At 53.2% G+C, this 26,113-nt stretch carries 25 protein-coding genes, 1 tRNA gene and 3 pseudogenes; 18 read left to right on the forward strand and 11 right to left on the reverse strand.

Annotated features, from left to right (window positions below; genetic code table 11):
* Positions 1-226: 226 nt before the first annotated feature.
* The 6 genes from VSQ30_RS17275 to VSQ30_RS17300 all read left to right on the forward strand — a co-directional run bounded on the left by VSQ30_RS17275 (position 227) and on the right by VSQ30_RS17300 (position 7,043).
* Positions 227-1,126 carry a YihY/virulence factor BrkB family protein gene (locus tag VSQ30_RS17275; protein ID WP_334465861.1) on the forward strand — a complete coding sequence of 300 codons (900 nt, stop codon included), beginning with the start codon at positions 227-229 and terminating at the stop codon, positions 1,124-1,126.
* Positions 1,127-1,140: 14 nt separating this feature from the next.
* Positions 1,141-2,298, forward strand: a complete 1,158-nt coding sequence (locus VSQ30_RS17280) for an RNA polymerase sigma factor (protein ID WP_334465863.1) — start codon at positions 1,141-1,143, stop codon at positions 2,296-2,298.
* Positions 2,299-2,581: 283 nt separating this feature from the next.
* Positions 2,582-3,649 (forward strand): GNAT family N-acetyltransferase, encoded by a 1,068-nt coding sequence (locus VSQ30_RS17285; RefSeq protein WP_334465865.1) that lies wholly within the window; start codon positions 2,582-2,584, stop codon positions 3,647-3,649.
* Between the two features lie 69 nt (positions 3,650-3,718).
* Positions 3,719-5,071, forward strand: coding sequence for a 30S ribosomal protein S12 methylthiotransferase RimO (gene rimO, locus VSQ30_RS17290; RefSeq protein WP_334465867.1), 1,353 nt, complete (start codon positions 3,719-3,721; stop codon positions 5,069-5,071).
* A 2-nt stretch (positions 5,072-5,073) separates the two neighbouring features.
* On the forward strand, positions 5,074-5,643 hold the full coding sequence (gene pgsA, locus VSQ30_RS17295) for a CDP-diacylglycerol--glycerol-3-phosphate 3-phosphatidyltransferase (protein ID WP_334466085.1): 570 nt from the start codon (positions 5,074-5,076) through the stop codon (positions 5,641-5,643).
* A gap of 230 nt (positions 5,644-5,873) precedes the next feature.
* Entirely contained in the window at positions 5,874-7,043 is a 1,170-nt protein-coding gene (locus tag VSQ30_RS17300) for a hypothetical protein (protein ID WP_334465869.1), read from the forward strand.
* 169 nt (positions 7,044-7,212) lie between these two features.
* Here VSQ30_RS17300 and VSQ30_RS17305 read toward each other — a convergent pair whose 3' ends face one another.
* From VSQ30_RS17305 to VSQ30_RS17320, 4 genes are all read right to left on the reverse strand, one after another.
* On the reverse strand, positions 7,213-7,680 hold the full coding sequence (locus VSQ30_RS17305) for a GNAT family N-acetyltransferase (RefSeq protein ID WP_334465871.1): 468 nt from the start codon (positions 7,678-7,680) through the stop codon (positions 7,213-7,215).
* A 39-nt stretch (positions 7,681-7,719) separates the two neighbouring features.
* Entirely contained in the window at positions 7,720-9,750 is a 2,031-nt protein-coding gene (recG, locus tag VSQ30_RS17310; protein WP_334465874.1) for an ATP-dependent DNA helicase RecG, read from the reverse strand.
* A 141-nt stretch (positions 9,751-9,891) separates the two neighbouring features.
* The gene (locus VSQ30_RS17315) at positions 9,892-11,586 is read right to left on the reverse strand and encodes a DAK2 domain-containing protein (protein ID WP_502876309.1); all 1,695 of its coding nucleotides are present in this window, start codon (positions 11,584-11,586) and stop codon (positions 9,892-9,894) included.
* Positions 11,587-11,853: 267 nt separating this feature from the next.
* Positions 11,854-11,928: transfer RNA gene (locus tag VSQ30_RS17320), tRNA-Thr, on the reverse strand.
* Between the two features lie 902 nt (positions 11,929-12,830).
* Between VSQ30_RS17320 and VSQ30_RS17330 the strand changes: the two genes are divergently transcribed.
* The 6 genes and pseudogenes from VSQ30_RS17330 (at position 12,831) to VSQ30_RS17355 (ending at position 16,197) form a co-directional block, all read left to right on the forward strand.
* A complete protein-coding gene (locus VSQ30_RS17330; protein WP_334465879.1) occupies positions 12,831-13,865 on the forward strand; it encodes an AAA family ATPase in 1,035 nt (344 codons plus the stop codon).
* 328 nt (positions 13,866-14,193) lie between these two features.
* A pseudogene (locus tag VSQ30_RS17335) lies at positions 14,194-14,439 on the forward strand (plasmid recombination protein); the annotation flags it as partial.
* 41 nt (positions 14,440-14,480) lie between these two features.
* Positions 14,481-15,365, forward strand: coding sequence for a recombinase zinc beta ribbon domain-containing protein (locus VSQ30_RS17340; protein WP_334465881.1), 885 nt, complete (start codon positions 14,481-14,483; stop codon positions 15,363-15,365).
* Positions 15,340-15,498, forward strand: a complete 159-nt coding sequence (locus VSQ30_RS17345) for a hypothetical protein (RefSeq protein ID WP_334465882.1) — start codon at positions 15,340-15,342, stop codon at positions 15,496-15,498. The genes VSQ30_RS17340 and VSQ30_RS17345 overlap by 26 nt, the downstream gene beginning before the upstream one ends.
* Positions 15,499-15,514: 16 nt before the next feature.
* Positions 15,515-15,886 carry a TnpV protein gene (locus tag VSQ30_RS17350; protein ID WP_334465885.1) on the forward strand — a complete coding sequence of 124 codons (372 nt, stop codon included), beginning with the start codon at positions 15,515-15,517 and terminating at the stop codon, positions 15,884-15,886.
* 11 nt (positions 15,887-15,897) lie between these two features.
* Positions 15,898-16,197 carry a hypothetical protein gene (locus tag VSQ30_RS17355; RefSeq protein WP_334465888.1) on the forward strand — a complete coding sequence of 100 codons (300 nt, stop codon included), beginning with the start codon at positions 15,898-15,900 and terminating at the stop codon, positions 16,195-16,197.
* Between the two features lie 26 nt (positions 16,198-16,223).
* On the opposite strand, the gene VSQ30_RS17360 is transcribed toward VSQ30_RS17355, so the two are convergent.
* On the reverse strand, positions 16,224-16,595 hold the full coding sequence (locus VSQ30_RS17360; protein WP_334465890.1) for a helix-turn-helix domain-containing protein: 372 nt from the start codon (positions 16,593-16,595) through the stop codon (positions 16,224-16,226).
* Between the two features lie 169 nt (positions 16,596-16,764).
* Here VSQ30_RS17360 and VSQ30_RS17365 point away from each other — a divergent pair, with 169 nt between their 5' ends.
* The 6 genes and pseudogenes from VSQ30_RS17365 (at position 16,765) to VSQ30_RS17390 (ending at position 21,760) form a co-directional block, all read left to right on the forward strand.
* Complete coding sequence (locus VSQ30_RS17365; protein ID WP_334465891.1) at positions 16,765-17,334, forward strand: TetR/AcrR family transcriptional regulator; 570 nt, start codon at positions 16,765-16,767, stop codon at positions 17,332-17,334.
* Positions 17,335-17,399: 65 nt separating this feature from the next.
* A pseudogene (locus VSQ30_RS17370) lies at positions 17,400-18,611 on the forward strand (cation diffusion facilitator family transporter).
* Complete coding sequence (locus VSQ30_RS17375) at positions 18,608-19,987, forward strand: MATE family efflux transporter (RefSeq protein ID WP_334465893.1); 1,380 nt, start codon at positions 18,608-18,610, stop codon at positions 19,985-19,987. The pseudogene VSQ30_RS17370 and the gene VSQ30_RS17375 overlap by 4 nt, the downstream one beginning before the upstream one ends.
* On the forward strand, positions 19,984-20,352 hold the full coding sequence (locus VSQ30_RS17380; RefSeq protein WP_334466087.1) for a metal-dependent transcriptional regulator: 369 nt from the start codon (positions 19,984-19,986) through the stop codon (positions 20,350-20,352). Before VSQ30_RS17375 ends, VSQ30_RS17380 begins: the two co-directional genes overlap by 4 nt.
* 421 nt (positions 20,353-20,773) lie before the next feature.
* On the forward strand, positions 20,774-21,202 hold the full coding sequence (locus VSQ30_RS17385; protein ID WP_334465896.1) for a sigma-70 family RNA polymerase sigma factor: 429 nt from the start codon (positions 20,774-20,776) through the stop codon (positions 21,200-21,202).
* 81 nt (positions 21,203-21,283) lie between these two features.
* Positions 21,284-21,760, forward strand: coding sequence for an RNA polymerase sigma factor (locus VSQ30_RS17390; RefSeq protein WP_334465897.1), 477 nt, complete (start codon positions 21,284-21,286; stop codon positions 21,758-21,760).
* Between the two features lie 168 nt (positions 21,761-21,928).
* Here VSQ30_RS17390 and VSQ30_RS17395 read toward each other — a convergent pair whose 3' ends face one another.
* The 6 genes and pseudogenes from VSQ30_RS17395 to hisF form a co-directional block, all read right to left on the reverse strand.
* The gene (locus tag VSQ30_RS17395; RefSeq protein WP_334465899.1) at positions 21,929-22,171 is read right to left on the reverse strand and encodes a hypothetical protein; all 243 of its coding nucleotides are present in this window, start codon (positions 22,169-22,171) and stop codon (positions 21,929-21,931) included.
* A 13-nt stretch (positions 22,172-22,184) separates the two neighbouring features.
* Positions 22,185-22,907: an ImmA/IrrE family metallo-endopeptidase gene (locus VSQ30_RS17400; RefSeq protein WP_334465901.1), complete on the reverse strand. Its 723-nt coding sequence runs from the start codon at positions 22,905-22,907 to the stop codon at positions 22,185-22,187.
* Entirely contained in the window at positions 22,897-23,370 is a 474-nt protein-coding gene (locus VSQ30_RS17405; protein ID WP_334465904.1) for a helix-turn-helix domain-containing protein, read from the reverse strand. The genes VSQ30_RS17400 and VSQ30_RS17405 overlap by 11 nt, the downstream gene beginning before the upstream one ends.
* Before the next feature lie 402 nt (positions 23,371-23,772).
* On the reverse strand, positions 23,773-24,138 hold the full coding sequence (locus VSQ30_RS17410; protein ID WP_334465905.1) for a DUF4258 domain-containing protein: 366 nt from the start codon (positions 24,136-24,138) through the stop codon (positions 23,773-23,775).
* A gap of 390 nt (positions 24,139-24,528) precedes the next feature.
* A pseudogene (locus VSQ30_RS17415) lies at positions 24,529-24,814 on the reverse strand (hypothetical protein); the annotation flags it as partial.
* Positions 24,815-25,343: 529 nt separating this feature from the next.
* The gene (hisF, locus tag VSQ30_RS17420; protein ID WP_334465906.1) at positions 25,344-26,111 is read right to left on the reverse strand and encodes an imidazole glycerol phosphate synthase subunit HisF; all 768 of its coding nucleotides are present in this window, start codon (positions 26,109-26,111) and stop codon (positions 25,344-25,346) included.
* Between the last annotated feature and the right edge of the window lie 2 nt (positions 26,112-26,113).

Raw genomic sequence — 26,113 nt, forward strand, 5'->3', positions numbered from 1 at the left:
TTTATCCCCGCCTGCAAAAACCGTCCCGGAAACAGTGGTAAAAACACGTTTTCCATGGTATAATAGCCGCGTATGGTATAATCCCCGTATAACAAACTAAAAGTCCGGTTTTAGAATCAAATCCTTTTCCAAAAGGATTTGCGGGGGCTTGGGGGCAGCGCCCCCAAGGTCTTCTTCGCGGGGCTTTAAGAGCGGCTCCCTGCCGCTGGAAAAAAGGAGGAACGCCATGAAGCTTCTAAAAAAGCATATCGGCTGGTTTATGGATCGCGTTGTCCAGGACCGCCTGGATTCCTCTGCGGCCCACGCCGCCTACTTCCTGATTATCTCCTTCCTGCCCTTTGTGGCTTTCCTGCTTACGCTCATGCAGCGCATCCATTTCAGCTCCGGCCTCACCCTGATAGAAACCGCCCTGGAATTCCTGCCCGGCGCTGTGGCGGAATACGTGCAGGGGCTTATGCCCTCTGCCATCACAGCGGAGGGCATCCTGCCCGTGGCCCTTATCACGGCGGTGTGGTCCTCCTCAGCGGGCATGGTGGCGGTTATCAAGGGGCTGGATAAAATTTTTGAGGTGAAGAAAATCCGGAATCTGGTGCATATGCGCGTTGTGGCGGCGGTGTATGTGATCCTTTTCGCTGTGGTGCTGCTGCTGGCCGCTGTGCTGCTGGTGTTCGGCTCCACCATCTACAATTTTCTGCTGGCAAAGTCTCCCCGTTTTTTCGCCACCCTGCTGATGAACTTCAAATCCCTTCTGGGCTTTGTGCTGCTGCTGGCCTTCTTTACCCTCATGTACACCTTCCTGCCCAGGCGGCGGGTGCGCCTGCTCCACAACCTGGCAGGGGCGGCTTTCAGCGCGGCGGGCTGGGTGCTGTTTTCCTTCTTCTTCTCCCTGTTCGTGGAAAACTTCTCCAACTTCTCTATTTACGGCGGCCTTGCCACTTTGGTTATTCTCATGTTCTGGCTTTTCTTCTGCATGTATATTTTGTTTTTAGGGGCGGAGGTCAGCATGTGGCTGGAGTGCAGCGGCATCGGGCAGGATCTCCAAAACCTGCGGAGGAAATGGAAAAAGCGCCGCGCCCGGAAAAAAAGAGGGCGCACCCCGCAAAAAAATGAAAACACCTCTCCCTGAAAGGAGCGCTATTTATGGCAGAATCCCCGGAGCTGCGGCAGGTGGAGCAGCTTTATTTCTCCCAGGCCCCCCGGCTCTTTGCCCTGTTCTACCTGCACACCGGCGGGCCTAAGGGCGCCGCCGTCCTGCTGCACACCCTTTTATGCGATCTGCTCCTAAGCCCCCGGTGCTGGAAACAGGCTTCCGCCCATGACGCCGGGCTGTTCCGCTGTGCCCACGCCCTTTGCATGGACAGATATTGGAACCGCCCCCGGCGGAAAAAGAAAAAAGGGAGCGTTCCCGCTTCCCCTGGCTCCAGCCTGCCCTTTACCATGACAGACGCCCTCCGGGCGCTGCTGGATCTGCCTCCCCAGTACAAAACCGCGCTGTACCTCCGCCTGGCTCTGGGCTGGAGCCTGGAGGATACGGCCCAGGCTGCGGGCTGTTCCCCTAAAAAGGCAGGTAAACTGGTGGAAAAGGGACTGAAACGGACAATCCTTACCCCAGAGCGGGCAGGGGCCGTCCTCTCCGCCATCGCCCCTACGGAGTCCGGGCCGCAGGAGGTGTGGGACAGCTTCCTCATCAGCCGGGAGGACAAGGGCTTTACAGGCAGCCAGCGCCTCCGCCGCTTCAAGCGCTGGCTGGACAGCGCCATCCCCTTTATCGCCCTGGGAGTAGTATCCCTGTGCGCGCTGGCCTATTGCAGCGTGGAATACGGCTGGCTTGGGGCAGAGGCTTACACCCCCACCCCCTCCAGCGGCTATGGGGCAGATTCCGCCACGATTTACAGCGTCAAAAAAACGGCCTCCATATACAGCGTGGATAAGGGGGAAATTGTGCTGTACAGCGTGACAAACTGCCCCCTGTCCCACCAGGCCCTCCTGCAGCAGATGGTGGCCCTGGGCGGCGCGCCGGAGGGCGCTTCCCTGCTCTCTGTAGAGCAGGAGGAGGGCCTTATTGCCTGGGAGCTTTCGGAGGAAGCCGTCCAGTGGTTCCGTTCCGTTTCCGAAACGGAGGGGGAACAGATGCTCTCCGCCATGGCCGCCACCATTTCCGCGTCCTGGCCGGACGTGGAGGAACTGCACCTGGTAAGCGCCGGGGAAGAACTGGCTGTTTCCGGCAAAACAGCCCAGGACATGCTGGGACAGAAGCTTACTCCCGTCCGCACTGTCACCACGCCTTACCGCGAATAGTACGAAGGAGTGCCTGAAGCGACGGGCCTATGCCTCCGGCGGTTTAGGGGCTTTGCCCCTAAATACCCCACCACCTTTGTAAAGGTGGACGAAACTTTTATGTTATCCAAATTTCATGATTCTCTTGCATACACTCCCCTTCCCGCCGCTTGCGCTTTGGGGCAATTTGTGCTTTAATTATTCCAGCAGCGGAAAAGGAACCCTGCGTGAAAAACACAAAGGAGAGCATGATACCGGGCACAAAAGGCTGTTTGTATGGGCCTTTGCAGGAACCCTGTATCGCGTGACAGTTTTTATGGAACTTTGGGATATATATGATGAAAAGGGCAGGCCCACAGGCCACACACATCCCCGCGGCGCAGCCCAGCAGCCAGGGGAATACCACCTGGTGTGTACAGTGGTGTTTGCCAACAGCAAAGGGGAACTGCTCTGCACCCACCGTTCTCCGGAAAAGGAGCTGTGCCCCAACATGTGGGAAAGTCCCGGAGGCGGCGTGCGGGCCGGGGAAACAAGCCTTTTTGCCGCCATCCGGGAAATCCGGGAGGAAATCGGCCTAACCCTTGCGCCCTCCCAGCTTACCCTGCTGTACCGGGATAAGCGGAAAGATTTCTTCATGGATACATACGGCGTAAAGATGGACTTCCCTGCGGATTCCCTGCGCTTCCAGCCCGGGGAGACAGACGGGGCCAAATGGATCTCCCTGGAGGAGTGGGAGCGCCTTGCTGCCGCCGGGGAAATCCTTACCCCGGCAAAAGGGGATTTTTTCCCCATCCTGCGGGCTTTCGTCAGGGAAGCGGACAGCAGCCTGCACATTTGGATAAGGGAGAACGGGGATGAGGCGCTCCGGGAGAAAATTCTGGCCCTGGAGGCCATCCCTTGGCCGGAGCTTTCTGCAGATCCCTGGCCCGAGCGGGAGCACCTTGCCTCCTTCTGCCGTATGGAGGGGGAGCGCCTTGCCGCCCATGGGGCGGTGGCGGGCACTTCTTTTACCCACAAAGGGGAACGTTATTTTGCCTGCGGCGTAGCGGAAGTGGCAACCCACCCGGATTTCCAGGGCAGGGGCTATGCCCTAAGCCTTCTGCGCAGGATGAATACCGACATCCAGCGGCGGCAGGCTGATCTCTGTGTTTTCACCTGCCAGCCCTCCCTTGTCCCTTTGTATGAAAAGGCAGGCTGGACGCCATGCCCTGACCTGTGCCTGACAGGCGGCTCGGCAGAAAAGCCCTTTCCCAGCAGCAGCCTGGGCCTTACGGTAATGCTGTCCCTGCTCTCCCCCAAAGCCATTGCCCATGGGGCGGATTTTCGGAACACCGCCATCACCCTTCCCCTGGGGGAAAACAAGCTCTGGTAGGCCCTAAACGCTGCACACATTTCCGGAAAGTTTCAAACACATTTTGGCAGCCGCCAAGGAGGAACACATATGGCACAAACAGTAGGAATTATCAGCCTGGGATGCGCCAAAAACCAGGTGGACGGGGAAATGCTGCTTGCGGCGCTGGAAGCCGGCGGGTTCACGCCAGCGGAGCCGGAAGAGGCGGACATCGTGCTCATTAACACCTGCGGCTTTATTGAAAGCGCCAAAAAGGAATCCATTGAAACCATATTGGAGCTGGCCCGGCTAAAAGCGGAGGGGGCCATCGGGAAGCTGGTGGTCACCGGCTGCCTTGCCGAGCGGTATCAGGAGGAAATCCACCGGGAGCTGCCGGAGGTGGACGGGGTGTTCGGCATCGGCGCAAACGGCGACATTGCCTCCTGCGTAAAGGAAATGCTGGAAAAGGGCTTTTTAGAGCGTTTCCCGGAAAAGTCCGCCATGCCCCTGTGCGGGGCCCGCAGGCTTTCCGCGCCGGGCTTTACCGCCTATCTGAAAATTGCCGAGGGCTGCGACAACCGCTGCACCTACTGCGCCATCCCCCTCATCCGGGGCGGTTACCGCAGCAGGCCCATGGAAAGCATTGAGGAGGAAGCCAGGGCGCTTGTTGCCGGCGGCGTGAAGGAACTGGTGCTCATCGCCCAGGACACCACCCGGTACGGCCTGGATCTGTACGGGGAATATTCCCTCTCAAAGCTTCTCGCCCGGCTGTGCCCCATAGAGGGCCTTCGCTGGCTGCGGGTGCTGTACTGCTATCCCGACTCCATCACCGACGGGCTTTTGGAAACCATGGCCCGGGAGGAGAAAATTGTGCCCTATATGGATATTCCCCTCCAGCACGCCTCCGGGAAAGTCCTCTCGGCTATGAACCGCCGGGGGGACAGGGAAAGCTTGACAGCCCTGATGAAAAGAATCCGGGAAAAGGTGCCGGGGGTTGTCCTGCGCACCACCCTTATCACCGGATTCCCCGGGGAAACGGAAGAGGATTTCGAGGAGCTTGCAGGGTTTGTAAAGGACGTGGGCTTCGAGCGCCTGGGCTGCTTCCCCTATTCCCAGGAGGAAGGCACCCCCGCGGCAAGCCTGCCAGGGCAACTTGAGGAAGAGGTCAAGGAACGCCGGGCAGCGCTTATCACCGAAAGCCAGCTTACCATTATGGAGGAAAAAGGCCGCGCCCTCATAGGGAAAACCCTCACTGTGCTTACAGAGGGCTTTGAGGAGGAAAGCGGGTATTGGTTCGGGCGCTCCTACATGGACGCCCCGGACGTAGACGGCCGGGTATACTTCACAGCAGAGGAAGATCCCCTGCCCGGAGATTTTGTGGAAGTCCGCATTCAAGACTGCATGGATGGGGAGCCTGTAGGCTGTTCCCTGCCAAAAAACACGGGGGAGGAATCACACCTATGAAGCTGAACCTGCCGAACAAGCTGACTTTGGCCCGGGCGCTTTTGGTGCCGGTGTTCATGGTATTTGCCGCCCTGTCCCATTACGGGCAGGCAGACTTTCATCCCGCGTACAGCCTGCTTGCCGGGCTGGTGTTTGCGGCCGCCAGCCTTACGGACTATCTGGACGGAAACCTGGCCCGCAAGCGGAACCTGGTAACAGACTTCGGGAAATTTGCCGATCCCCTGGCAGACAAAATGCTCACCACCGCCGCCCTTATTTACATGGTGGTAGACGGGGTGTGCCATCCTGTGGTGCTGGCCCTGGTGCTGTTCCGGGAATTTGCGGTAGCCGGGGTGCGGATGATAGCCGCAGCGAAAGACAGGGTTATCGCCGCCAACATGTGGGGCAAGGTAAAAACCGTGCTGCAAATGCTCACCATCATTTTTTATTACTTTGCCTGCTTCTTCGCCCCGGCGGACAGCGCGGGCCTTGTCTCCCTCCTTACCCAGATCCTTTGCTGGGCCGTTGCCGCCGCCACCCTGCTTTCCGGGTTTATCTATATCAAGGACAACCGGCAGGTGCTGCTGGACTGAAAATGTCAATTCCCAGGACTGTTCTGTTGCATTGCCAGGCCCTGTGTGCTATAATATCCCAGAGTCAGACAATGGCCTATAATAAACGCGCTTTAAAATCGGTACATACCGATTTTAAAGCTGGGCGGCTTTGCCGTCTGGTTTAAAGGGGCATTTGCCTCTTTTAAACCGCGTTAACTATACCATGATTTTTTAAGAAAAGGCAGGGTTGAAAAATGGTTCCTGTGGCAATGAAGCAAAACAAAAAAAAACGCGGTAAAAGAATCCGGGTTTTGGCGGCTGTGCTGTTAAGCCTTTTTTTAGCGCTGGCAGCCCTTCCCTCCCTGGCTTTTGCAGACGAGGAAACCCTTCCCCCGATGGCTGCGGATGAGCCGATCTCCGGCGGGGAGGACATCACGCCGGATCCCCCTCCTGTCAGCGATCCCCCGGTGGATCCGCCTGTATCCTCTGATCCGCCCGACGTGTCCAGCGAACCGCCCTTCTCTTCCGATCCCGTAGGCGGGGAGCTTTCCAGCCCGCCGCCGGTCGATTTTTCTTCCGCCCCTCCCGACGAGGAGCCTTCCAGCCAGCCGCCTCCTGTGTATGACGAGCCTGCGGCCCCTGTCCAGACTCCCCAGCCCACGCCCCGGCGTTCCGCCAGCAGCCCCAGCACCTCCCGCCCCCAGGTGGGCAGGCCCAAGCTCTCCCTGAACAGTTCCGGCTCCAGCAGCGCCTCTGCGCCGGCGGGGGCATCCGATTCCCTGGAACCTAACTATTTCACCTTTGCCCGCTTAAACCAGAAGGCAAACTCCATGTCCATCACCCTCTTTTACGGCGGGGCCGCCAGCGCCCTTTTCGGGGTTATCGGCCTTATCATGCTGCTGGCCTTGTTTCTCCACAACAGGCGGCTGGACGAGCGGGACGGCATTTTTGAAGAGATAGCCGTGGCCGAGCAGCGCCAGCCAGAGGCATATCCCCCTCACCAGCCCCATGCGCCTGCGCCGCCTGTGCCGCCAGAGCCTTATTACGACGACGCACCCCAGCAGGACAGCCTCTATACCGAGGAGTTCGACGCGCCCCAGCAGGAGCCTGTATATTATGACGGCTATGAAGCCGCGCCCCTCCAGGACAGCCTGTACACCGAGGAATTTGAAATCCCGGCAAAGCGGCCCCCAGAGCCTTATGACGGCTATGAGGCCCCTGCCCAGGACAGCCTCTACACTGAGGAATTCGATCTCCCCCAGGGAAGCTACACCGCCCCGGTTCAGGACAGCCTGTATACGGAGGAGTTCCAGCTTCCCCAGAAGTCCCAGCAGCCCGCCCCTCAAAAGCCGCCTGCCCACAGCGCGCCTCCCGCGGATCACAACCCCTATGACACGGATGAAATCCTCCGGGAGCTGCTGGGCAAGGATTCCAAATAGGCATAGAAAAAAGACGCTTTGGCAAAAGCCAAAACGTCTTTTCTTTTGGGCTTTATAGTAAACGCACCTGAAAAGAGGTATTCTGCCTCTTTTGAAATGCGTTTACTATAAGTCCCCGCCAGCCCGGTGGTAAACGTTTATGCTTGAACCCCCAAAACCTCTCCCTGGCTTACAAAGCGGATTCCGCCTGGAGATCCAGCTCCATCTCGCCATCCAGCAGTTGGAAGCCCAGCTTTTCATAAAGGGGCCTGCCCGCCGCGGTGGCCCCCAAATGCACCAGGCCCGCGCCCCATTCTTTAGCCGACTGCAGGCAGCCCTTCACAACCTTCTCCGCCAGCCCCTGCCTGCGGTATGCCGGCAGGGTAAACACATTGTGAAGATACCCCTTCCTGCCCCCGGGGTTTGCCAGGGTGGGCAGCTCCTCTACACAGGAAAGCATGGCGCAGCAGGCCACCTCTTCCCCTTCCTCTGCCAGCCACACAATACAGGTGCCTGCGGGGATATGCTTTTCCATGTACGCTTTCACTGACCGGGCAAAAGCCTCGCTGCCCGGGTTCCCCTTTGCCTCCTGCTGGAAAGTCCGGCGCATTTCCACTAGCCTGTCCGCATCCTCTAAAACTGCCCTGCGAATTATCACAGCGCTCCCTCCTTTATAAGTAAACAAACTGCCTGCCTTTTACAGCACCACCTGGTTCCCGTCCTGGAACAGCCTGCGGATTTCCCCACGCAGGGGGCGGTATTCCGGCTCGGAAAGCCGGGGGAAAATTTCCTGGGCGCAGCGCTGGGCCTGCAGAAGCGTCTCCATATCATTTGCCATGTCCGCAATTTTCAGTTGGGGCAGGCCATGCTGGCGCGCCCCGAAAAAATCGCCAGGGCCGCGAAGCTTCAAGTCTGCGTCCGCAATTTTAAAGCCGTCCCGGGTGTCCCGGAACAGCCGCAGGCGGGAAAGGGTGTCCTCGTTCTGGGCGTCTGTCACCAGAATGCAGGCAGACTTGTGCTTCCCCCTGCCCACCCGGCCCCGAAGCTGGTGAAGCTGGGACAGGCCGTAGCGTTCCGCGTTTTCAATCAGCATAATGGCGGCATTGGGCACGTCCACCCCCACCTCCACTACCGTAGTGGCAAGAAGCAGGCGGATATCCCCCTTTACAAAGGCCTCCATCACCTGTTCCTTTTCGCTGTTTTTCATCTTTCCATGGAGCACCCCCACAGGCGCCCCGGGAAAGGCCCGGGAAACAATATCCCGGTATTTTTCCAGGCTCATCAGGGAGAGGCCATCCTCCTCTGTAATAAGAGGGCACACCAGATATGCCTGCCGCCCGGCCTCCAGGTGCTTTTGGATATAGGAAAAGGCCCTCTGCCGCTTGGGCGGGTCAATGAGATAGGTGCTGACCGCCTGCCGCCCGGGGGGCAGCTCGTCTAAAATGGAGATGTCCAGATCCCCATACATCAGCAGGGCCAGGGTGCGGGGGATGGGGGTGGCGCTCATCACCAGCAGATGGGGGGCCGCGCCCTTGCCTGCCAGGGCGGAGCGCTGGTTCACCCCGAAGCGGTGCTGCTCGTCTGTGATGACAAGGCCCAAGTCGCGGAAAGCCACCTTCTCGCTTAACAGGGCATGGGTGCCAATGGCAAGCTGGATTTCCCCCGCCGCCAGCCGGGCCTGCTGCTCCCGGCGCTGGGCCAAAGGCATAGAGCCTGTAAACAGGGCGCAGCGCACGCCCCCAGGGCCTAAAAGGGCCGACAGGGAGGCAAAGTGCTGCTGTGCCAGAATTTCCGTGGGGGCCATCAGCGCCGCCTGGTATCCCTGCTGTGCCGCCGCCCAGCAGAGGGCCGCCGCCACAGCGGTTTTGCCGCTGCCCACGTCTCCCTGGATAAGGCGGTTCATGGGGGCGGGGCCTGCCATGTCCCCTATGGCCTGGGTGATGGCCCGGCGCTGTGCCCCTGTTAAGGCAAAGGGCAGAAGCTGTGCAAAGGCTTCCGGGAAGCCTTCAGGCACTGGGTGGAGGTTTTCCGCGCTCCTGCCGCTTTTCATGTGCAGCAGCCCCAGTTGCAAAACCAGGAATTCTTCAAAAACAAGCCGCCTTTTTGCCAGCGCCAGCTCCTCTTTGGACTGGGGAAAGTGTATCCCCTGCAGGGCCTCCCCCAGCCCGGCAAGCCCCAGTTCCTCCCGCAGGCTTTCCGGCAGGGGATCCTGCACCTGTTCCGGCAAAAGCCGGAGAGCCTGCTCCATGGCAGAGCAAATCATCCGGGAGGTCAGCCCCTGGGTGGCCGGATATACGGGCACAATGGCCTTCGCCTTCCCCTCTGCTATAAATTCCGGGGAGGACATCTCCCTGCGCAGCAGGCTGCCTGTCACCCGCCCCCGGAACAGGTAGGTTTCCCCCTCCCGCAGCAGCATGGGGATATAGCGGTTATTAAAAAAGGTAAGCTGCAAATCCTCCGCCCCATCTGTCACCAGGGTTTTGTACAGGGTCATCCCGCCCCGTATCCTGGTTTCCCGAGGCTTTCGCAGCACAGTGCCCCGCACCACCCCGGTTTCATTCAGAAGGGTCTCCCCAATGGGCTGGGGGCTTCCCCAGTCCTCATAGGCCCGGGGGTACATCCGCAGCAGATCCCCCGCTGTGGGCGCGCCCAGCTTCCGGTAAAGCCTGCCCCGCTTTTCCCCCACGCCTTTCAGCTTTTCAATTTCCATCCCATACAGCGACGGCACGCAGCCACCTCCTTTTTGCGCCCTTCCCTTGAAGGTTTTGGGGGGCCGGGGGCCTTTTCCTTAAAAAGGCCCCCGGAAAAAGCCCCGCAAAGCAAAGGAACCCCCCACAGGAGGGTTCCTCGTTTCCGGTTTCAGGAAAGCTTACTCTACAGAGATGATGAAGTAGTACACAGGCTGTCCGCCGTCTACCAGCGTAATCTCCACATCGCTGCTGACCTTTGCTGCCAACAGGCGTTTTGCTTCCTCCGCCTGCTGGGCTGTAATGCCCTCGCCGTAAATCAAGGTGATAAAGGAGGTGTCCTCGTGCCTTCTGGCAAGGGAGCGGGCCACCCGCACACAGGCGGATACAGGATCTTTCTCAATATAATCCAGCTTGCCGTTCTTCAGGCCCAAAATATCCCCTTGCCGGATGGTGGAACTGCCAAACTCCGAATCCCGGGCGGCAAAGGTGACAAGGCCTGTATCCACGTTCCCGGCGGCCTCCATCATGTGCTGGCGGTTTTCCTCCCCGTCCCCGTCCGGGTCAAAGGCCAGCATGGCGGAAACGCCCTGGGGGATGGTGCGGGTAGGCAGCACTACAACCTCCCTGTCCGTCACCAGGGGAACTACCTGCTCGGCAGCCATGATAATGTTTTTGTTGTTGGGCAGGATGAACACGGTTTTTGCCGGGGTGGCCAGCACAGCCTGGAGCAAATCCTCTGTGCTGGGGTTCATGGTCTGCCCGCCGCTTACCACCACAGCGCAGCCCAGCTCCATAAACAGGCCGCGAAGCCCTTCTCCTGCCGCCACGGAGACAAAGCCCAGCTCCTCCACAGGAGCCTGCTGTTCCAAAGCGGGCTTGGGCTGCGCCTGGGCGCCGGAAACAGTCTTGCGGGCCTGGTTTTCCTCCGCAGCCTTCCGGTGCTGCTCTTTCATGTTTTCTATTTTCACTGTCAAAAGCTGGCCATACTGCAAAGCCGCCTGCAGGGCGTTGCCAGGATTCTCTGTGTGCACGTGGGTTTTGATAATCTCCTCATCGTCCACCACAACCACGCAGTCGCCGATAGTCTCCAGGAACAGACGGAGATCCAAAGGATCCTTCTTAATTTCCGGATCCCGCCCTACAATGAACTCTGTGCAGTAGGTAAAGTTTATCTCGCTGTCAAACTCTGCCGCCACATTGCGGAAAAACGCTTCCGTCTCCTGGGCCTTTTCCTCTTCGCTTAACCCGGATTCAATGATAATGCCGCTGCGGAACACGCTGCGCATCCCCTCAAAAATCAGGCACACGCCCTGTCCGCCTGCGTCCACCACGCCAGCCCTTTTCAGCACCGGCAGCAGCTCCGGGGTTTCCTCCAAAGCGTCCCCGGCACCCGCGCACACAGCATCCCACACCTGCACCGGATCCTCTGTGCCGTTTTCCAAGGCCTCCCGGCCCCGCTCCGCCGCCACCCGGGCCACTGTGAGCATGGTGCCCTCCGTGGGCTTCATCACAGCCTTATAGGCTTCCTCCACGCCCAGCTCCAAAGCTTTCACCAAATCCCCGGCCCCAGCCTCGTGAAGGCCCTCCAGGCCCTTTGCAAGGCCCCGGAACAAAAGGGAAAGGATAACGCCGGAGTTGCCCCGGGCATTGCGCAGCATGGTGGAGGAAACCTTTTTGGCGGCCTCCCCTATGCCTATATCCTCGGAAAGGGCGGATACGCCATCGGCGGCGGCCCCGGCGGTCATAGACATGTTGGTGCCTGTGTCGCCGTCAGGCACAGGGAAAATGTTCAGCTCGTTTACCTGCTTTTTGTATTTTGCGATATGGTTGGAACCTGAAATAACCGCGTTTTTAAACTGATAGCCTTGTATCACAAGAAACACATCCTTACTCTCTAATTCCATCGTTGCTTCCGTTTTTAAACCATACTTTTTCCTATTGTACCACACCCACCTGTAAAATACAATGCGCCAGCAGCACTTTTTCCCTGGCGGTTTGGAAAAACATAAAAGAACAGGCTCGGAAAATATCCGCGCCTGCCCTGCAATTTATTTGTTTTGCTGACCCTTCTGCTTACCCCTGCACCCCACGCAACAGTTCGCCCTCTACAAACAAGGTGCATTTTACTCTAAAAATAAAAGTGGAGCTACTGGTCGGATTTGAACCGACGACCTGCTCATTACGAGTGAGCTGCTCTACCCCTGAGCCACAGTAGCGCATGTTTTTTTTATTATATCCGACTCCCTTCAGATTGTCAAGATATCCGGAAAATTTTTGTGAGGAATTTGCGATATGTGAAAAGGCGCGAAAGAACGGAAGCCAGATACCGATTATTTTCTGACAGCTTCCGATGAAGAAGTCAGCATTATCCGTGGTCTGGATTGCGGCGGTGACGACTACATAACAAAACCGTTTAAGTTGGGCGAGCTATGTTCACGCATCCGAGCGTTGCTGCGGTGGACAGGATTGTTAAATCAAGGAACAGGTATGGAATGTAGCGATATCAAGATAGACTTTTAGGCAGCTTTGTCTTGTTAAAGGGAAAGATATTAAAGCTTACAGCCGCAGAACATTGTCAAAAACACACTTGACCATACAGATGCGGGAGGGAAAATCACAATATCGTGGGAACGGGACTCCTGCTATGATTCAGATATCCATTACAGATAACGGACACGGTATTGCTCAGGTGGATATACACCACATATTTAAGGGGTTTTACCGATGCAAAACTTTTTTAGAGAACATAAACAGGAAACAGGCGCTTGCCTTTGGCCTTTGGGCCAAGGGCAGGCGCTTTTTTATTTCCTCTGGAAATTTTGCGGAGTAGACTTTCAAAAGCGGCTATTCGTGAGTAAACAGATGGAACGACATTCCTCTTTTGAAAACTGAATAGCAGCCGTCAGAGAGATACCTGCCGCAGTAGATAGTGTGCCATGACATGAGCGTACCTGCTGCTTAATTCGCGCATAGCGCCGGCAGAGAAAACCCGGCCAGAGTTGGGCGGGGAACCGTATGGCGGTCTGCGTTACATATCCCGCAAACGCGGGGTGTGAATTTTCAAAGGAGGAAACGCCTATGTTTCATATCAGGAAAAAACGCCGGGGGAGGTGCCGCCGTGAAGAAGCTGAAAACTGTGGACGCGGACACGCTGCTGTATCAGCCGCTTGACAAGCCCAGCTTCGTGGTGGACGGCCTGATCCCCACCGGCCTGTCGCTGTTCTGCGGGGCACAGAAGATCGGGAAAAGCTGGCTCATGCTGAAGCTGTGCCTGTGCGTGTCGGAGGGCAGGCCCCTGTGGGAGCTGCCTTCCGCGCCGGGGGACGTGCTGTACCTGTGTTTGGAGGACACCTTTTATCGCATCCAGGACAGGTTATTCCGGCTGACCGATGAAGCCAGCGAGCGCCTGCGCTTTGCCGTGGCAAGCTGCAAGCTGACGGACGGGCTGGTGGGCCAGTTGGAGGACTATCTCAAGGAGCGCCCCGGCACCCGGCTCATCGTCATCGACACGCTGCAAAAGGTACGAACCGCGTCCAAGGACAACGCCTATGCCAACGACTACGGGGACATATCGCTGCTCAAGGATTTTGCGGACAGGCACGCCCTGGCCGTGGTGGTCGTCCACCACATCCGCAAGCAGGGGGACAGCGACGTGTTCAACCGGGTATCGGGGACAACGGGGCTGACCGGCAGCGCGGACGCCACCTTTGTGCTGGAAAAGGAACACCGGGCGTCCGACACCGCCGCCCTCTACGCCATCGGCAGGGACATTGAATACCAGGAGTTCACCCTGCGTTTCCGTGAGTGCAGTTGGGAGCTGGTGGAGCGGAAATCCCAGGAACAGCTTGCGGCGGAGGTGCCGCCTATCCTTTTTCGGCTGGTGGCCTTTATGGAGGGGCGGTGGGAGTGGTCGGGGACGGCCACCGAGCTTTTGACGCAGATGGGGGAAACGGACACCGCGCCCAACGTCATCACAAAGCTGCTGAACGAGTACCACGCCACCATCCTGCGCCAGAACAACGTCCGCTATGTGTACCGCCGCACCAAGACGGGGCGGCGCATCGTTCTTTCGCGGGGTGACGGTGTTGACAGCGGTGACGGCTTATCCGGGATGCCGTCAAAGGTGGAAGCAGCCGTCACCCCTGTCCTGTGACCCGGAGGGTCATGCGAGGCGCAGCCCCGCAAAAAGGGAGTCCAGAGGGAACGTCTGGCACACGGCCTTGCTTGCAAGGTGTAGTGTGTTACACCCTGGAAACGCAGCCGGAAAAATCGGAGATTTTTTCGGCCGCAGGGGTGGCACTTTCCGAGCCGTGGCGCGAGGAAAGCCCTGTCCCTGCACCATGCGTTTCCGGGGTGTTCTCCCGTCAGGGTGACAGCGGCGGGGGGGCATCCCAAAATAAGCGTCACCGCCGTCACCGCTGTCAACCTGACGGGCGGACGCTCCCCCGGTCTGCCCGCACATTTCGATTGGAGGGATGACCATGCCCTATGCGATACTGCGCTTCCAGAAGCGCAAGGCCGGTTCTGTCGCAGCCTGTGAGCGCCACAACGAGCGGAAAAAAGAAGCCTACAAAAGCAACCCGGATATTGACATGGAGCGTTCCAGGGAGAATTATCATCTTGTGGCCCCGCCCCGGTACACCTACAAAAAGGAGATCAACCGCAAGACAGGGGCGGCGGGGTGCCGGGTGCGCCGGGACAGCGTGATGCTGGTGGAAACGCTCATCCCGTTTACCTCGGCCATACAGTGATGTGCAAAACAGAAGTCGTGTTTAAGGTCGGAAAATACAAAAAGGTTCCCGAAGCCGAGCGGATACGGGTGGACAACACCCATGAGCCGCTGGTATCACAGGAGGTTTTTGACGGGGCAAACGCCAAAATTTTGAGCCGACGGCGTGACACTACGGACAATTTTGTATCTATCTTTTCCGGGCTGGTGAAGTGCGGGACGTGCGGGAAGGCGCTGGGTCTGCGCTACTGGACGGGAAAGCGGCACAGGGTTTACGTCTGTACCACCTATGCCCATAACACGAAAGCGTGTACCGACCACCGCATTTTTTACGACGACCTATACGACGCGGTTTTAGCCGATATTCAGTATCATGCCCAGCTTGCATTTGAGGACAGGGACAAGGCCGTTGCCCTGGCTGTCAGGATGAACGACAAAGCGGAGGGCAGCAAGGCGAAAAGCAGCGAGGGCAAGCTGAAACAGGCTCGGAAACGCTATGACGAAGTGACCAGGATGTTTGACCGGCTGTATGAGGATTCCCTGTCCGGGCGTATCTCCAACGACAATTTCACCCGGCTGGTGGACAAGTATCAGGCGGAGCAGGCCCAGCTTCTGGAGCAGATCGACGCGCTGGAACGGGCTATGCAGGAGGTCAGGGACACCCGGCAGAATGCCGTACAGTGGGCCGACCTGATGGCGGAGTACGCCGGTATCCAGGAATTGACCGCCGAAAATCTCAATCTCCTTGTGGAGCGCATTGAGGTTTTTGACCGGGCGGCGACAGATGACGGAGTGGAGCAGACCATCCGTATCTGTTACCGCTTCGGCGGTTACATAGGGGAGCGGTGTTTCAGGGCAAGGGTGCTGAAACATCCCTCCCGAAAGAAAGGGGCGGACAATGAAAAAGCGTTACTTGTATCTTGATGAAGCGGAGTGGCGGCGGCTGGTGTTCTATCTGAACGAATTCCGCAACAAGCTGATCGCCCAGGGCCGCTACACCGATTGCGTGGATGAACTGCTGGTAAAGACAGTCAGTGCAAAGACAGTAAAAATATGATGATGGAGGTATTACAATGGAAAAATCTCTTTTTGAGCGGATGGGCGGTACATATGAGATGCGGGGCGATTACCGGCTCCCCTGCCTTGCTCTACCGGCTGAAGAAAAGCCGGTAGGGGTGTGGGGCCAGCGGCACCTACGGTATATCAGGCAGCACCGCAAGACCCTTTACACGGCCCTCTGGATGGGCGGCGGGCTGCATGATTACCTTGCCGATATTGACCGGCAGGCCGAGGAAATGTTCTTTCAGTTGGTAAAAAATTACGCACAGAGGCAGGGCATAACGGAACAGTTAAAGACTGAAAATCAAATGGAATGGGTAGGCCGGATGAATAATTGCAAGGCCCAGGCGGAGGAAGTCATTCTGGCGGAATTGATTTATGTTTAGGGGGATTATCTATGTTGACATTTGAAAAGGTATTAGAGGTTTTCGGAGATTATCTGCAACAAGACCCGCTCTATGAGGTCATCACCACCAGCCACGGCTATACGCTGATGGCCTGGGAACCGAAAAGGAACGACTGGTACAAGGCCAGATATATGGAAACCCCGGAAATTTTGATGGATAGTCTGTTAGATACCTACGCAAATTTCATGGAAGATCAGATAACCGACAATGAGCGGGATTTGACCGAACAGGAAACCGCCGAGATAAAAAGGCAGTGTGATTTGCTCCGGGCCAAGTGCATGGGGCAATAGCGACAGAGCGGGACAGGAGGGTGCGGTCAAGCGTCCTCCTGTCCGTTTGGTTGGGCCTGTTCAATCTGCACGATTTCTTTTGCTGTTGCGGTCATGATCCGCAGCCCATCATCACCCATACCATCCAGCAGAACATCAAGCTGGCGGCGCTGGGTGTTCTTCCCTGTGGGCCGTTCCAAAAGGAATTGGTCAACCGATATGTTGTAGCGCAGCATTAACTCGAAAAAGATTTGCAGACTTGGGTGCTGGCCTTTGTTCTCAATGTTGGCAAGATAGCGCGGGGATAAGTACATCTCGTCACATACCTTTTTCCGGCTCTCTTTACGTTCCAGCCGCGCCGCTTTGATTGCTGCCCCAAAAGCCTTAAAGTCATATCGTGGTACTGGCCTTTTTGCCATATTCATATCACCCTGTTACATTCTACCGTTCCTCTTTTGCTTTGAATATGTCTATACAGTTCTATTGAGTGGCTAAAATAATTCATATTATTTGTGTAAGTAAAAAAGAACTTGACAAAATCTTCACTCCTGATTATAATTGAACATAAATTCAATATTGGAGGTCGCTATGGCACAAGTATTGAAAGATGAAATACGAGAGAAAATTCTTGCTGCGGCTTTAGATGAATTTTTTGATAGAGGTTACAAACTGGCTGCTATGCGTAGTATCGCGGCCAAAGCGCAGATCCCTACCGGCCTTATCTATTCTTACTACAAAAACAAGGCCGACTTATTTGATGCCATTCTCCGCCCTGTGCTGTATGATTGGGAGCGGGTGTTGACTGCCGGTGAGAAAAACGAAAGCAGACACTTAGGCACAGAAATCTATGGGTTGAGCAAGGCTGAAACGGAATGTCTGCTAAACTTATTTGACCATCGAAAAGAATTTATCATCTTGATTGACAAGAGCGGCGGCACAAAGTATGAATGTGAGAAAGAGCGTTTTGTCAAAGACATAGAAGCTCACTTGCTGGAGCATCGGGACGATACCACCGCAGACGCAGTTTTCATCCACATTATCGCAAACAATTTTGTGGACGGCCTCATGCAGATTATGTACCACTACAAGGGAAAGGAATGGGCAATTATGATTTTACATAAGTTATCCAAAATGTATTTGTCTGGAATCGGCCTTTAGGCCGGTTCCTTTTTTTATTGAACAATATTGAATTTGCGTTCAATATAAAGGAGGAACAGTCTATGATGGCTCAACTAATCAAGCTGTATTTTAGAAACAAAACGAACACATCTGACGCCGCCGCAAAACGGGCCTATGCGTCTTTGTCAAGCATCGCGGGTATCATCCTGAACTTGCTCCTGTGTACGGCCAAAATTGTGACCGGGCTTTTCAGTCACTCGGTTGCCATATCAGCGGACGGATTTAACAACCTGTCAGACGCAGGAATTTCACTGATGACGCTTTTAGGGTTCCAGATCGCGCGGTATGGCCGGGGAAGCACTCACCCGTTCGGCCACGGGCGGTTTGAGTGAATTATGGGGATTTTCGCTTCCCTTGCTGTGGTGCTGATGGGAGGCCAGCTAATCCATACTTCTCTCCAATCCATCCTCCACCCTCAAACGCCGTTATTCAGCGTAGCAACCGTAATCATCCTGGCGCTGTCCATCCTGGTAAAAGGCTATATGTATTTTTACAACCAGCAGTTTGCAAAAGTTACAAATTCTGAAACGCTGAAAGCAACTGCCACGGACTGTATCAGCGATGCCGCCGCTACGGGAGCGGTTTTGCTCTCAACGGTAATCAGCCATATGATAGGCTGGCAGATTGACGGCTACTGTGGCGTATTGGTATCTGCCTTTATTGTGATTGCGGGGACAAAAAGCCTTTGGGAAGTGCTGGGGCGGGTCATGGGCCAAGCCACCGACCAGAGTATCATTGACGATGTTCTGCGGGCTGTTGAAGCATACCCGGAAATTGCGGCGGTACAGAATCTGATGGTGCATGATTATGGGTTCGGCTATTTCGTGATCTCTCTGCGAATTGAGGGGTACAGAAAAGACGGCGAACAGCTTTACAACGCAATTCACGAAATATCCTGCGCCTTATACCAGCAGTTTCATTGTGACTGTTTCATCCAAGTGGACTATCTCATAGATGACGATGGGGTGACGGCATATTTGCGGGATAAAGTCAAATTTGTTCTACAAAAGTACAGCGGCAAGGTCAGCATAGACCATTTCCGGCTGATTGAAAGCGGCGGCTATACCACAATTTCACTCGATCTTCTCTATCCTGTTGAGCTGCAAAAAAGCGAGGAAGTCATTTGTCGGGAGATTGAAATGGAATTAGAGAGCGAAAATCCTCAATACCGTACAATCATCAAAAGTATTCTTCGGCGGGAGCGATATGGTTCCCACCGTCGAAATAAATCCAAAAATCAGGAGGACAACAAATGAACCAGCAAAGCAACAACCGAATCAGCATCATGCGGGACGAGCCGGTAGCGGCCTCGTTGATGAAGTTAGGCATACCGACCATGATCGGTATGCTGATCTCCGCACTCTACAACGCCATCGACGCCTATTTTGTGAGCGGCCTGGGCATGAGCCAGATGGGGGCGGTGTCTGTTGTATTTCCCATCGTACAGATCGTTATTGGCTTGGGGATGATGTTTGGGGCCGGAGCATCGTCCTATATCTCCCGGTTACTTGGAAAGGGAGATAACGCAGAAGCCAATCGAACCGCCTCCACCGCTCTTTTTGCCAGCATTTTTGTAGGAGCGGTCATTATCGCAGGGATTATGGTATTCCTCGACCCTGTGCTGATGTCGCTGGGGGCAACTGATACGATTTTGCCTTATGCGAGAGCCTACGCCCAAATCTATGTGACTGGCTCCATCATCAATGTGTTTACCGTCACAATGAACAACCTTCTGACGGCGCAGGGTGCTACCCGGTTCACCATGATCTCTATGCTCACCGGCATTATCATCAACATCATTTTAGATCCGATTATGATTTACGCCCTGGATTGGGGCATTGAGGGCGCGGCTATCGCCACGGTGATTTCGCTGGGCGTCAACATGGCCCTTTATATTGGGTACATAGCAACAAAGCAAGGGGTTCTACGGCTGTCGCTTCGGAATATCCGTCTTTCACCCCAGCTTTTGGGCGAGATTTTGAAAATCGGTATTCCTGTGCTTCTGTTCCAGCTTCTTGCCAGCGCGTCTATGGGACTTACCAACAGCGCGGCAAAGCCTTATGGGGACTACGCCGTGGCGGCAATGGGGGCTGTGATCCGTATTATGACCGTCGGGACTTACATTGTCTTTGGTTTCTTGAAAGGGTTCCAGCCGTTTGCCGGATATAACTACGGTGCCAAGCAATTTGACCGGCTGAAAAAGGCCATCCGCCTTTGTCTGATTTGGTCTACAACATTCGGCATGATCGCGGCTATCGTACTCTTTGCCTTTGCAGAACCAATCGTATCCATTTTTGGAACCGATGCAGAAATGGTAAATCTGGCAGGCAAGGCCCTCCGGCTGAACGCAGTTCTGTTTATCACCTTTGGTTTTCAGATGGTATATGCAAGCCTTTATCTCTCCATCGGAAAAAGTCTGGTGGGTGGACTGTTGAGTTTGAGCCGACAGGGAATTTTCTTCCTGCCGCTGATCTACATACTGCCTCGGCTGTTCCAGTTGTCCGGGGTCATTTGGGTTCAGCCAGCAGCCGACTTGCTGACAACCGCAGTTACTTTCATTTTTGCAATCAAAATCAATCGTGCTTTAACCGTAGAAACATCTGCATATCCACAAGGGGGTGAACCAACCTGACATTAGGTAAATCCCCGGAGGACTACTTGGAGGCCATTTTGATACTCCACCAGAAAGGGGGAAGTGTCAGATCGGTTGACCTTGCCGGACATATGGGATATTCAAAACCAAGTGTCAGCCATGCGGTAAAGAACCTGCAGACTGGCGGATTTCTGGTCATAGATGAAAACGGCTGTCTTTGTCTAACCGAGAAAGGGCAAACAGTCGCTGAAAAGATTTATGAACGCCGCCAATTTTTCATGGAGCAGCTAATCGCTGCTGGTGTCGATCAGGAAACAGCAGAGCAAGACGCCCACCAGATAGAACACGCAATCAGCGACCTGTCATTTCAAAAGCTGAAAGAAAAAGCACAGCAGACCGATTAGCGAACATCGGTTTCGCTGTTACGCAAATTGACTGCCCCCAACGGGAAAGAAAAAAACCGTTGGTCGAGGCAGCTAATTTCCTGCGCCCAATTTACATGATGCCAAATCGGACGGCGGTTTTCGGAGATGAAAGCCGCCGTCCGATTGTTTGTGGAACTGGCGGCTGATAGGAGGTAGCCGCTGTGGAGCATAGAGCGTTTCCAGCATATCCAGTGAGGATTGATTTGTCAAAAAAATCCTGACAGCCACAAGAGGTTATTCCGCCTATAACTATGAACTCTCAAATCATATCAATATATCTAACAAAGCAACTGCACTTGTCTGTTTCTTACAGATAGATGCAGTTGCTTGTTCTTTAGTAGGGTGCCGCTCCCCGCCCCTCCTATCTGGACTTTCAAAATTCAGATAGGAGGAAACAGCCGTGTCATACAATCATGGCAAGGAAGAACGAAAATGGCAGCGTTGGAAACTGGCTGAAGAAAAGGTACTCCGGGCCTGCGGCATGGATGAACGCACAATCGAACAGCTTCGCCTTTGGGACAGGGCTATGTTCAATTCGGACAGGTGCTTTTATGAGAAATTGCAGGATACAGGTACATACTTGGATTGCGCTGCCACCAACGAAGCACCAACCGAGATTTATACAGTGGAAAATCTGCTGAACGATATTGAAAATGCGGAACTGCTCAAAACCCTGCTGACAGTGGACAAGCTCACCCTACAAATTGCTTTGCTGAAAATGAATGGGTATTCCACCAATGAAATCGCTGTACTCGTCCACCTGTCTACGGATGCTATCTATAAGCGTATAGCGACACTAAAAAAGAAATTGAAAAAATTCCAAGAGTAACTCCAAAATTGCACGTCCCCACGGGCTGCTGGGTGAGAGGTCAAGTCCTCTCACCCAGCTTTTTCGTAGGAGGACGGGCGAATGACATTCATGGATAAGGTCTATACGCTTCGGACAGAGGTGCGTAGCGATGGCGAAACGTTGTACTTTATCAGCTTTACAGATGGTCAAGGTGAATTTTATGATTTGGAGGTATCCGAGCCGTTCTTTGTAGAATTTCGGCAGATGGAGCGCAAAAACCGTAACCTCCAACAATCCAATTGGCGGCACCAAGAAGCGTCAGACTTGTGGGACGAAACACTCTATAACCGGGCGTTCAGAGTGCCCAAAAGTGTTGAGGAATTGATCTTTGACGCAGAACAACGGGAGCTAATCAACAAGGCCATTGCCGCCCTCCCTGAAATCCAGCGGCGGCGGCTCCTGCTCTACCATGAGTATGACTTCAACTATCGCCAAATTGGTGAAATGGAGCATTGTAGGCCGCAGTCAATAAGGCATTCTGTTCTTCGGGCAAGGGAGAAAATAAGGGCAGAGATAGTGAAGTATCGAATTGGATAATAGGGACATTATTTAGGAAAATATCACAGAATAGTCATTTTTGTTCTACACATGGTTTAGGGTATAGGACGCTAAATTGCAAAGGCACCCATCTACCAAATAGTGCGCGGTAGATAGGTGCTTTATGCTTAATCGAAAAGTGACACTACTTATGGTTTTGACAAATAATCACCGTTCCTTATTTGATTGAGAAAGAACACTGGCGGCAAAACTTTTTGTTTGAGCAGAATATTTATCACTTTGTAATATACGCGAAGCTTTCTTCTCCATTACAGCACCAGTCTGATTACGACGATTCCTTTGCGACAAAACGCTTGCAGCCAATGATTTTTGTGTTGCTGATGCATTTTTGTTATGCAGTACCTTTGATGCTTGTGATGCGAGTATGGAGCTACTCATTTTTGTATTCACTAAAATTCCCCTTTCATAAGCAACGTGTTCCAGATAAAAGAACTAATCGCTGATCCTCAAATGGATTAAAAACTTCTTGATGTACTGTGCCTTCATACAATGTATCCCAAACCCCGCCAATATCAACTTCTAAGGGGGCTCTTGTTAAATCGACAGGACATTTTTGAGGGAGCATTTTATAGCAAAGGCCTGTATCTCCGCTCGAGAACCATTTCAACTGTTGACCTTTATAGCAAAGAAGTATTTCGTCTTCCGCATTTGAAAGACGTGTGGCTTTCATTGCTGCCATAGTTACAGATACATCAAAGTGTGCAGCAATCTTAAAAATGTCAGAAAATCTAATTGATTCGTGTGGTAGCATCCTTAATAATTGTTCCTGCGGCAAAAGATATTCCGAGGCGAAGTAATTGGCTTCGTTTTCCTGACAATTACTATTAATTTGTGATATCCCGATCTCAGAAATATCTGTACAACAGTAAAGCTTTTCACGATGTAATAAAAAGTGCCCTAATTCATGCGAAATAATAAACTTTTTACGATGCCTATTTGTAATATTTGAACTGATAAAAATTAATTTACATCCTCGGTCACAAACCAAATATCCATCTTTATTTATTGGTTCATTATCGATAACTTCAATTCCAAAAGTATTACAAAGATTATAAGGATTGCTGGGAGACGTTGAAAGGAGACCGATAAATTCCAATGCTTGCCGAATGGTAACACTATTCATCATTTGTTTTCCTTTTTGCAATTTCTTTGTTAATGATATCTAAATCATGTTTATCGATGCTGCCTCCTTTAGCTGCCATAGAAAGTACACTTTCATTGGCGGTAGAATCTAAATAAGCCATTATGTCCGCTCGCAAAAAGCGCCACTCCCGGCCAACCTTATATGCTCTAATTCTTCCATCGCGAATCATATTATAAACTGTTTGATTGCTTACACGAAGATATTCTGCAGTTTCATCTAAATTTAATATGTCCAAAACTGGTCGATCATCTATAGCGCGAATTAATCTGTCAATCATACGAATTTCTTTTGCTGTAAAAACCTCCTCCCCACAATCTTTACACTGATATCCTTCAATCCCTTTGATTTCAATTTCTTTTCCGTTTACTTGAAATATTTTGGACATAGTATGTGGCAACATTTTGCCCCCGCATTCACTGCAAATTTTGTAATTAAGTTCCTTCACGGTTGTCCTCCTCCTGTTGCCGTATGAAAATGTTATTGAAAAAACTTGTTCAGAAAAATGTTAGTAATTTAATATAAATTGTTTGAAACAGGATTGACACTTTCTGTTCTGATTATGCTTAATCTACCACAGTAAAATATGATATGTAATGTGACCGTCCCTTTTACTCAGAAGAAAGGCGTGGTAATATATGGATATTTCACTCTGTGAAGGGCGATATTTTTATCGCCCTTCATTATATGGATATGGGCAATACCCGTTCCAGGTGTAGGCCGATGAGGGCACTAAGTTCCAGTAAGGATTGGCCAACATTAATCGAAACCATCGGCCCACAAACCTGTACAGATTTATGAATACTGTGAAAAGGATTAACTACGAATATGTATTCATGGATTTCTTTACCTATCTCCGTATAAGACAAGGGATTTGCCCGTCTCGACGAATCCATATGGCAGCATCGACCATTTCCACCGTTATAATTCGAATCTCTGGGGTGGGCAGAAATAATAGGCAAAAAACCACAATTGCATCAACGCGGCTTTTCGGATCATAAAGAAGAATTCGTTCATTTGTGTGCGCCTTCCCAGGCATACAAGATGGAGATTGACATTCAATAATCTGGTTTGTTTGACTCGTCAAGATATCTTCCACATCATCATAGGGAATACCTCGACTAATGATTTGCTGAGAAGCGTGCCCTGTAAAAGAAAACGCTCCATTCGAAGCCAACCGGCGAATATCAGGCAGATCGGCTTGTGTCATTGGCATAAGTACCATCCCTTTCTTATAATAATTTATAATACTTTATAACATACGGTGAAATAAAAGTCAAGTGCCTTGACTAAATTTGTTGTGCCTTTGAGATACAAGGTTTGTCTCCTCTAAATGAGGGAGTAAAAATAACCAGGGACAAGAAAAAGTATCTTGTTCCTGGTCGTTATCCCATTTACACTATCCCACATTATATCCAATACTTTGTGGAGTATACTGCAGGGCAAAAGGCATTAATTAAATGTTCTCTAATGGAATTTTACTGATGTAAAAACACTTCAGACAGTCAAGGGATTGGACTTGGACTGCCATTAGCAAAGGCGATTGTTGAGGGGCAAGTTGATGCCTTAAAAGATGTGTCCTTTTCTCTGGAAAAAGCACGCTGCTAAACTGCATTCCCACACTCTGGCTCGGTGAGCCTGCAAAGGTGGAAAGCGGAACGGACGCAATGGCGGTGTATAGGCAGAGCTTGAAAAACCTGCCGTACGCCAACATAATCAGAATGAATGACAGCACCGTGATAAAAAGCCCGCCAATAAGCGTCACCGCCCCATAGGGGGATGCTCTCGAAAAAGCCGCAGTCCTCCACCGCCGTCACGATTTCCGAGGGCAGTACCGTCTGCTGTGCCGAACCGAAGCCGGCGGCGTTCATAATGGTGGAGATTAGGACTTGCTTGAAAAACCGAAAACGTTGTCTTTTGCCCAGAAGCGGCCATCTTCCGCGTCAAAAATCTTCGTCAACCGCCAGGTTGGCTTGCGGTTTTTTCCTGGAATCTGACCGCTTCTAACCGAAAATTCGTCATTGCCTCTATTTTCAAACAAGCCCTTTAAGCGGCGTTTGTATGCGTTTGCTTAATGGGCTTGTTATTTTCTTAAAAGCCGCTTAAAACGCGCCAATTCTCGATTTATTCGGTTTCTTAAAGGTTGCGGGCGCATATTTAAACGGTTTGATGGGGTTCTTTTTTACGGTTTGCGGGTTGAGGCTGCACAGGCCGTTTCGGGGCCAAAATGGGAAAAAAATTTTGCAATCCCATTTTGCAAGATTGCAAAATTTCCATCCATACGCATACGTTTTCCGCGAAAAACCTAGTATTTATGCAGATTCTCGAGTTTTTCCATATTCTTGCACATCGAAAAGCAGGCCCGCCCTGAATTTCTCACTCTTCATAAAAACTTACATCTGTGATGCCCTCTCTTTTTTTCTATCCCCCTGCCGGCCGCACAGGCACGCCCCGGCCTGCCAGATACCGTTTTACCTCCGGTATGGTCATCTCCTTGTAGTGGAACAGGGAAGCTGCCAGCACCGCGTCTGCTTGGGCCTTAACAAAGGCATCATAAAAGTGCTCCATGGCCCCCGCGCCGCCGGAGGCTATCACTGGGATAGAAACCGCCTGGGACACAGCCCGGGTCAGTTCCAAGTCATACCCGGTTTTCACCCCGTCCTGATCCATACTGGTCAGCAGGATTTCCCCGGCCCCCAGGGCCTGTACCTTTGCGGCCCACTCCACAGCATCCACGCCTGTGTCCACCCGGCCTCCGTTTAAATACAGCGTCCAACCGCCATCAGGCCGACGCTTGGCGTCCATGGCCACCACCACGCACTGGCTGCCAAATTTCTTCGCCGCCTGGGTGATAAGCTCCGGGTTTTTCAGCGCCGCTGAATTCACCGCCACCTTATCGGCCCCAGCCCGCAAAATGGCAGTAAAATCCTCCACTGTGCGGATGCCGCCCCCCACAGTAAAGGGAATAAACACGCTGTCCGCTACCTTTGACACCACGTCCGCCATAATGTTCCGGGCATCGGAGGAGGCCGTGATGTCTAAAAGCACCAGTTCGTCCGCACCCTGCCTGTCATAGGCGATGGCACATTCCACCGGATCTCCCGCGTCCCGGATATTCACAAAGCCAGTGCCTTTTACCACCCGCCCGTCTTTTACGTCCAGGCAGGGTATAATCCGCTTGGCATACATAT

Source organism: Acutalibacter sp. JLR.KK004, assembly GCF_036941085.1.
Taxonomy (GTDB): Bacteria; Bacillota; Clostridia; order Oscillospirales; family Acutalibacteraceae; genus Acutalibacter.

Coding starts and splice junctions, on each gene's coding strand:
- VSQ30_RS17275 (WP_334465861.1), top strand. CDS start 227: ATGAAGCTTCTAAAAAAGCATATCGGCTGGTTTATGGATCGCGTTGTC.
- VSQ30_RS17280 (WP_334465863.1), top strand. CDS start 1,141: ATGGCAGAATCCCCGGAGCTGCGGCAGGTGGAGCAGCTTTATTTCTCC.
- rimO (WP_334465867.1), top strand. CDS start 3,719: ATGGCACAAACAGTAGGAATTATCAGCCTGGGATGCGCCAAAAACCAG.
- VSQ30_RS17300 (WP_334465869.1), top strand. CDS start 5,874: ATGAAGCAAAACAAAAAAAAACGCGGTAAAAGAATCCGGGTTTTGGCG.
- VSQ30_RS17345 (WP_334465882.1), top strand. CDS start 15,340: ATGAAAAAGCGTTACTTGTATCTTGATGAAGCGGAGTGGCGGCGGCTG.
- VSQ30_RS17350 (WP_334465885.1), top strand. CDS start 15,515: ATGGAAAAATCTCTTTTTGAGCGGATGGGCGGTACATATGAGATGCGG.
- VSQ30_RS17355 (WP_334465888.1), top strand. CDS start 15,898: ATGTTGACATTTGAAAAGGTATTAGAGGTTTTCGGAGATTATCTGCAA.
- VSQ30_RS17360 (WP_334465890.1), bottom strand. CDS start 16,595: ATGGCAAAAAGGCCAGTACCACGATATGACTTTAAGGCTTTTGGGGCA.
- VSQ30_RS17365 (WP_334465891.1), top strand. CDS start 16,765: ATGGCACAAGTATTGAAAGATGAAATACGAGAGAAAATTCTTGCTGCG.
- VSQ30_RS17375 (WP_334465893.1), top strand. CDS start 18,608: ATGAACCAGCAAAGCAACAACCGAATCAGCATCATGCGGGACGAGCCG.
- VSQ30_RS17390 (WP_334465897.1), top strand. CDS start 21,284: ATGACATTCATGGATAAGGTCTATACGCTTCGGACAGAGGTGCGTAGC.
- VSQ30_RS17400 (WP_334465901.1), bottom strand. CDS start 22,907: ATGATGAATAGTGTTACCATTCGGCAAGCATTGGAATTTATCGGTCTC.
- VSQ30_RS17410 (WP_334465905.1), bottom strand. CDS start 24,138: ATGCCAATGACACAAGCCGATCTGCCTGATATTCGCCGGTTGGCTTCG.
- hisF (WP_334465906.1), bottom strand. CDS start 26,111: ATGTATGCCAAGCGGATTATACCCTGCCTGGACGTAAAAGACGGGCGG.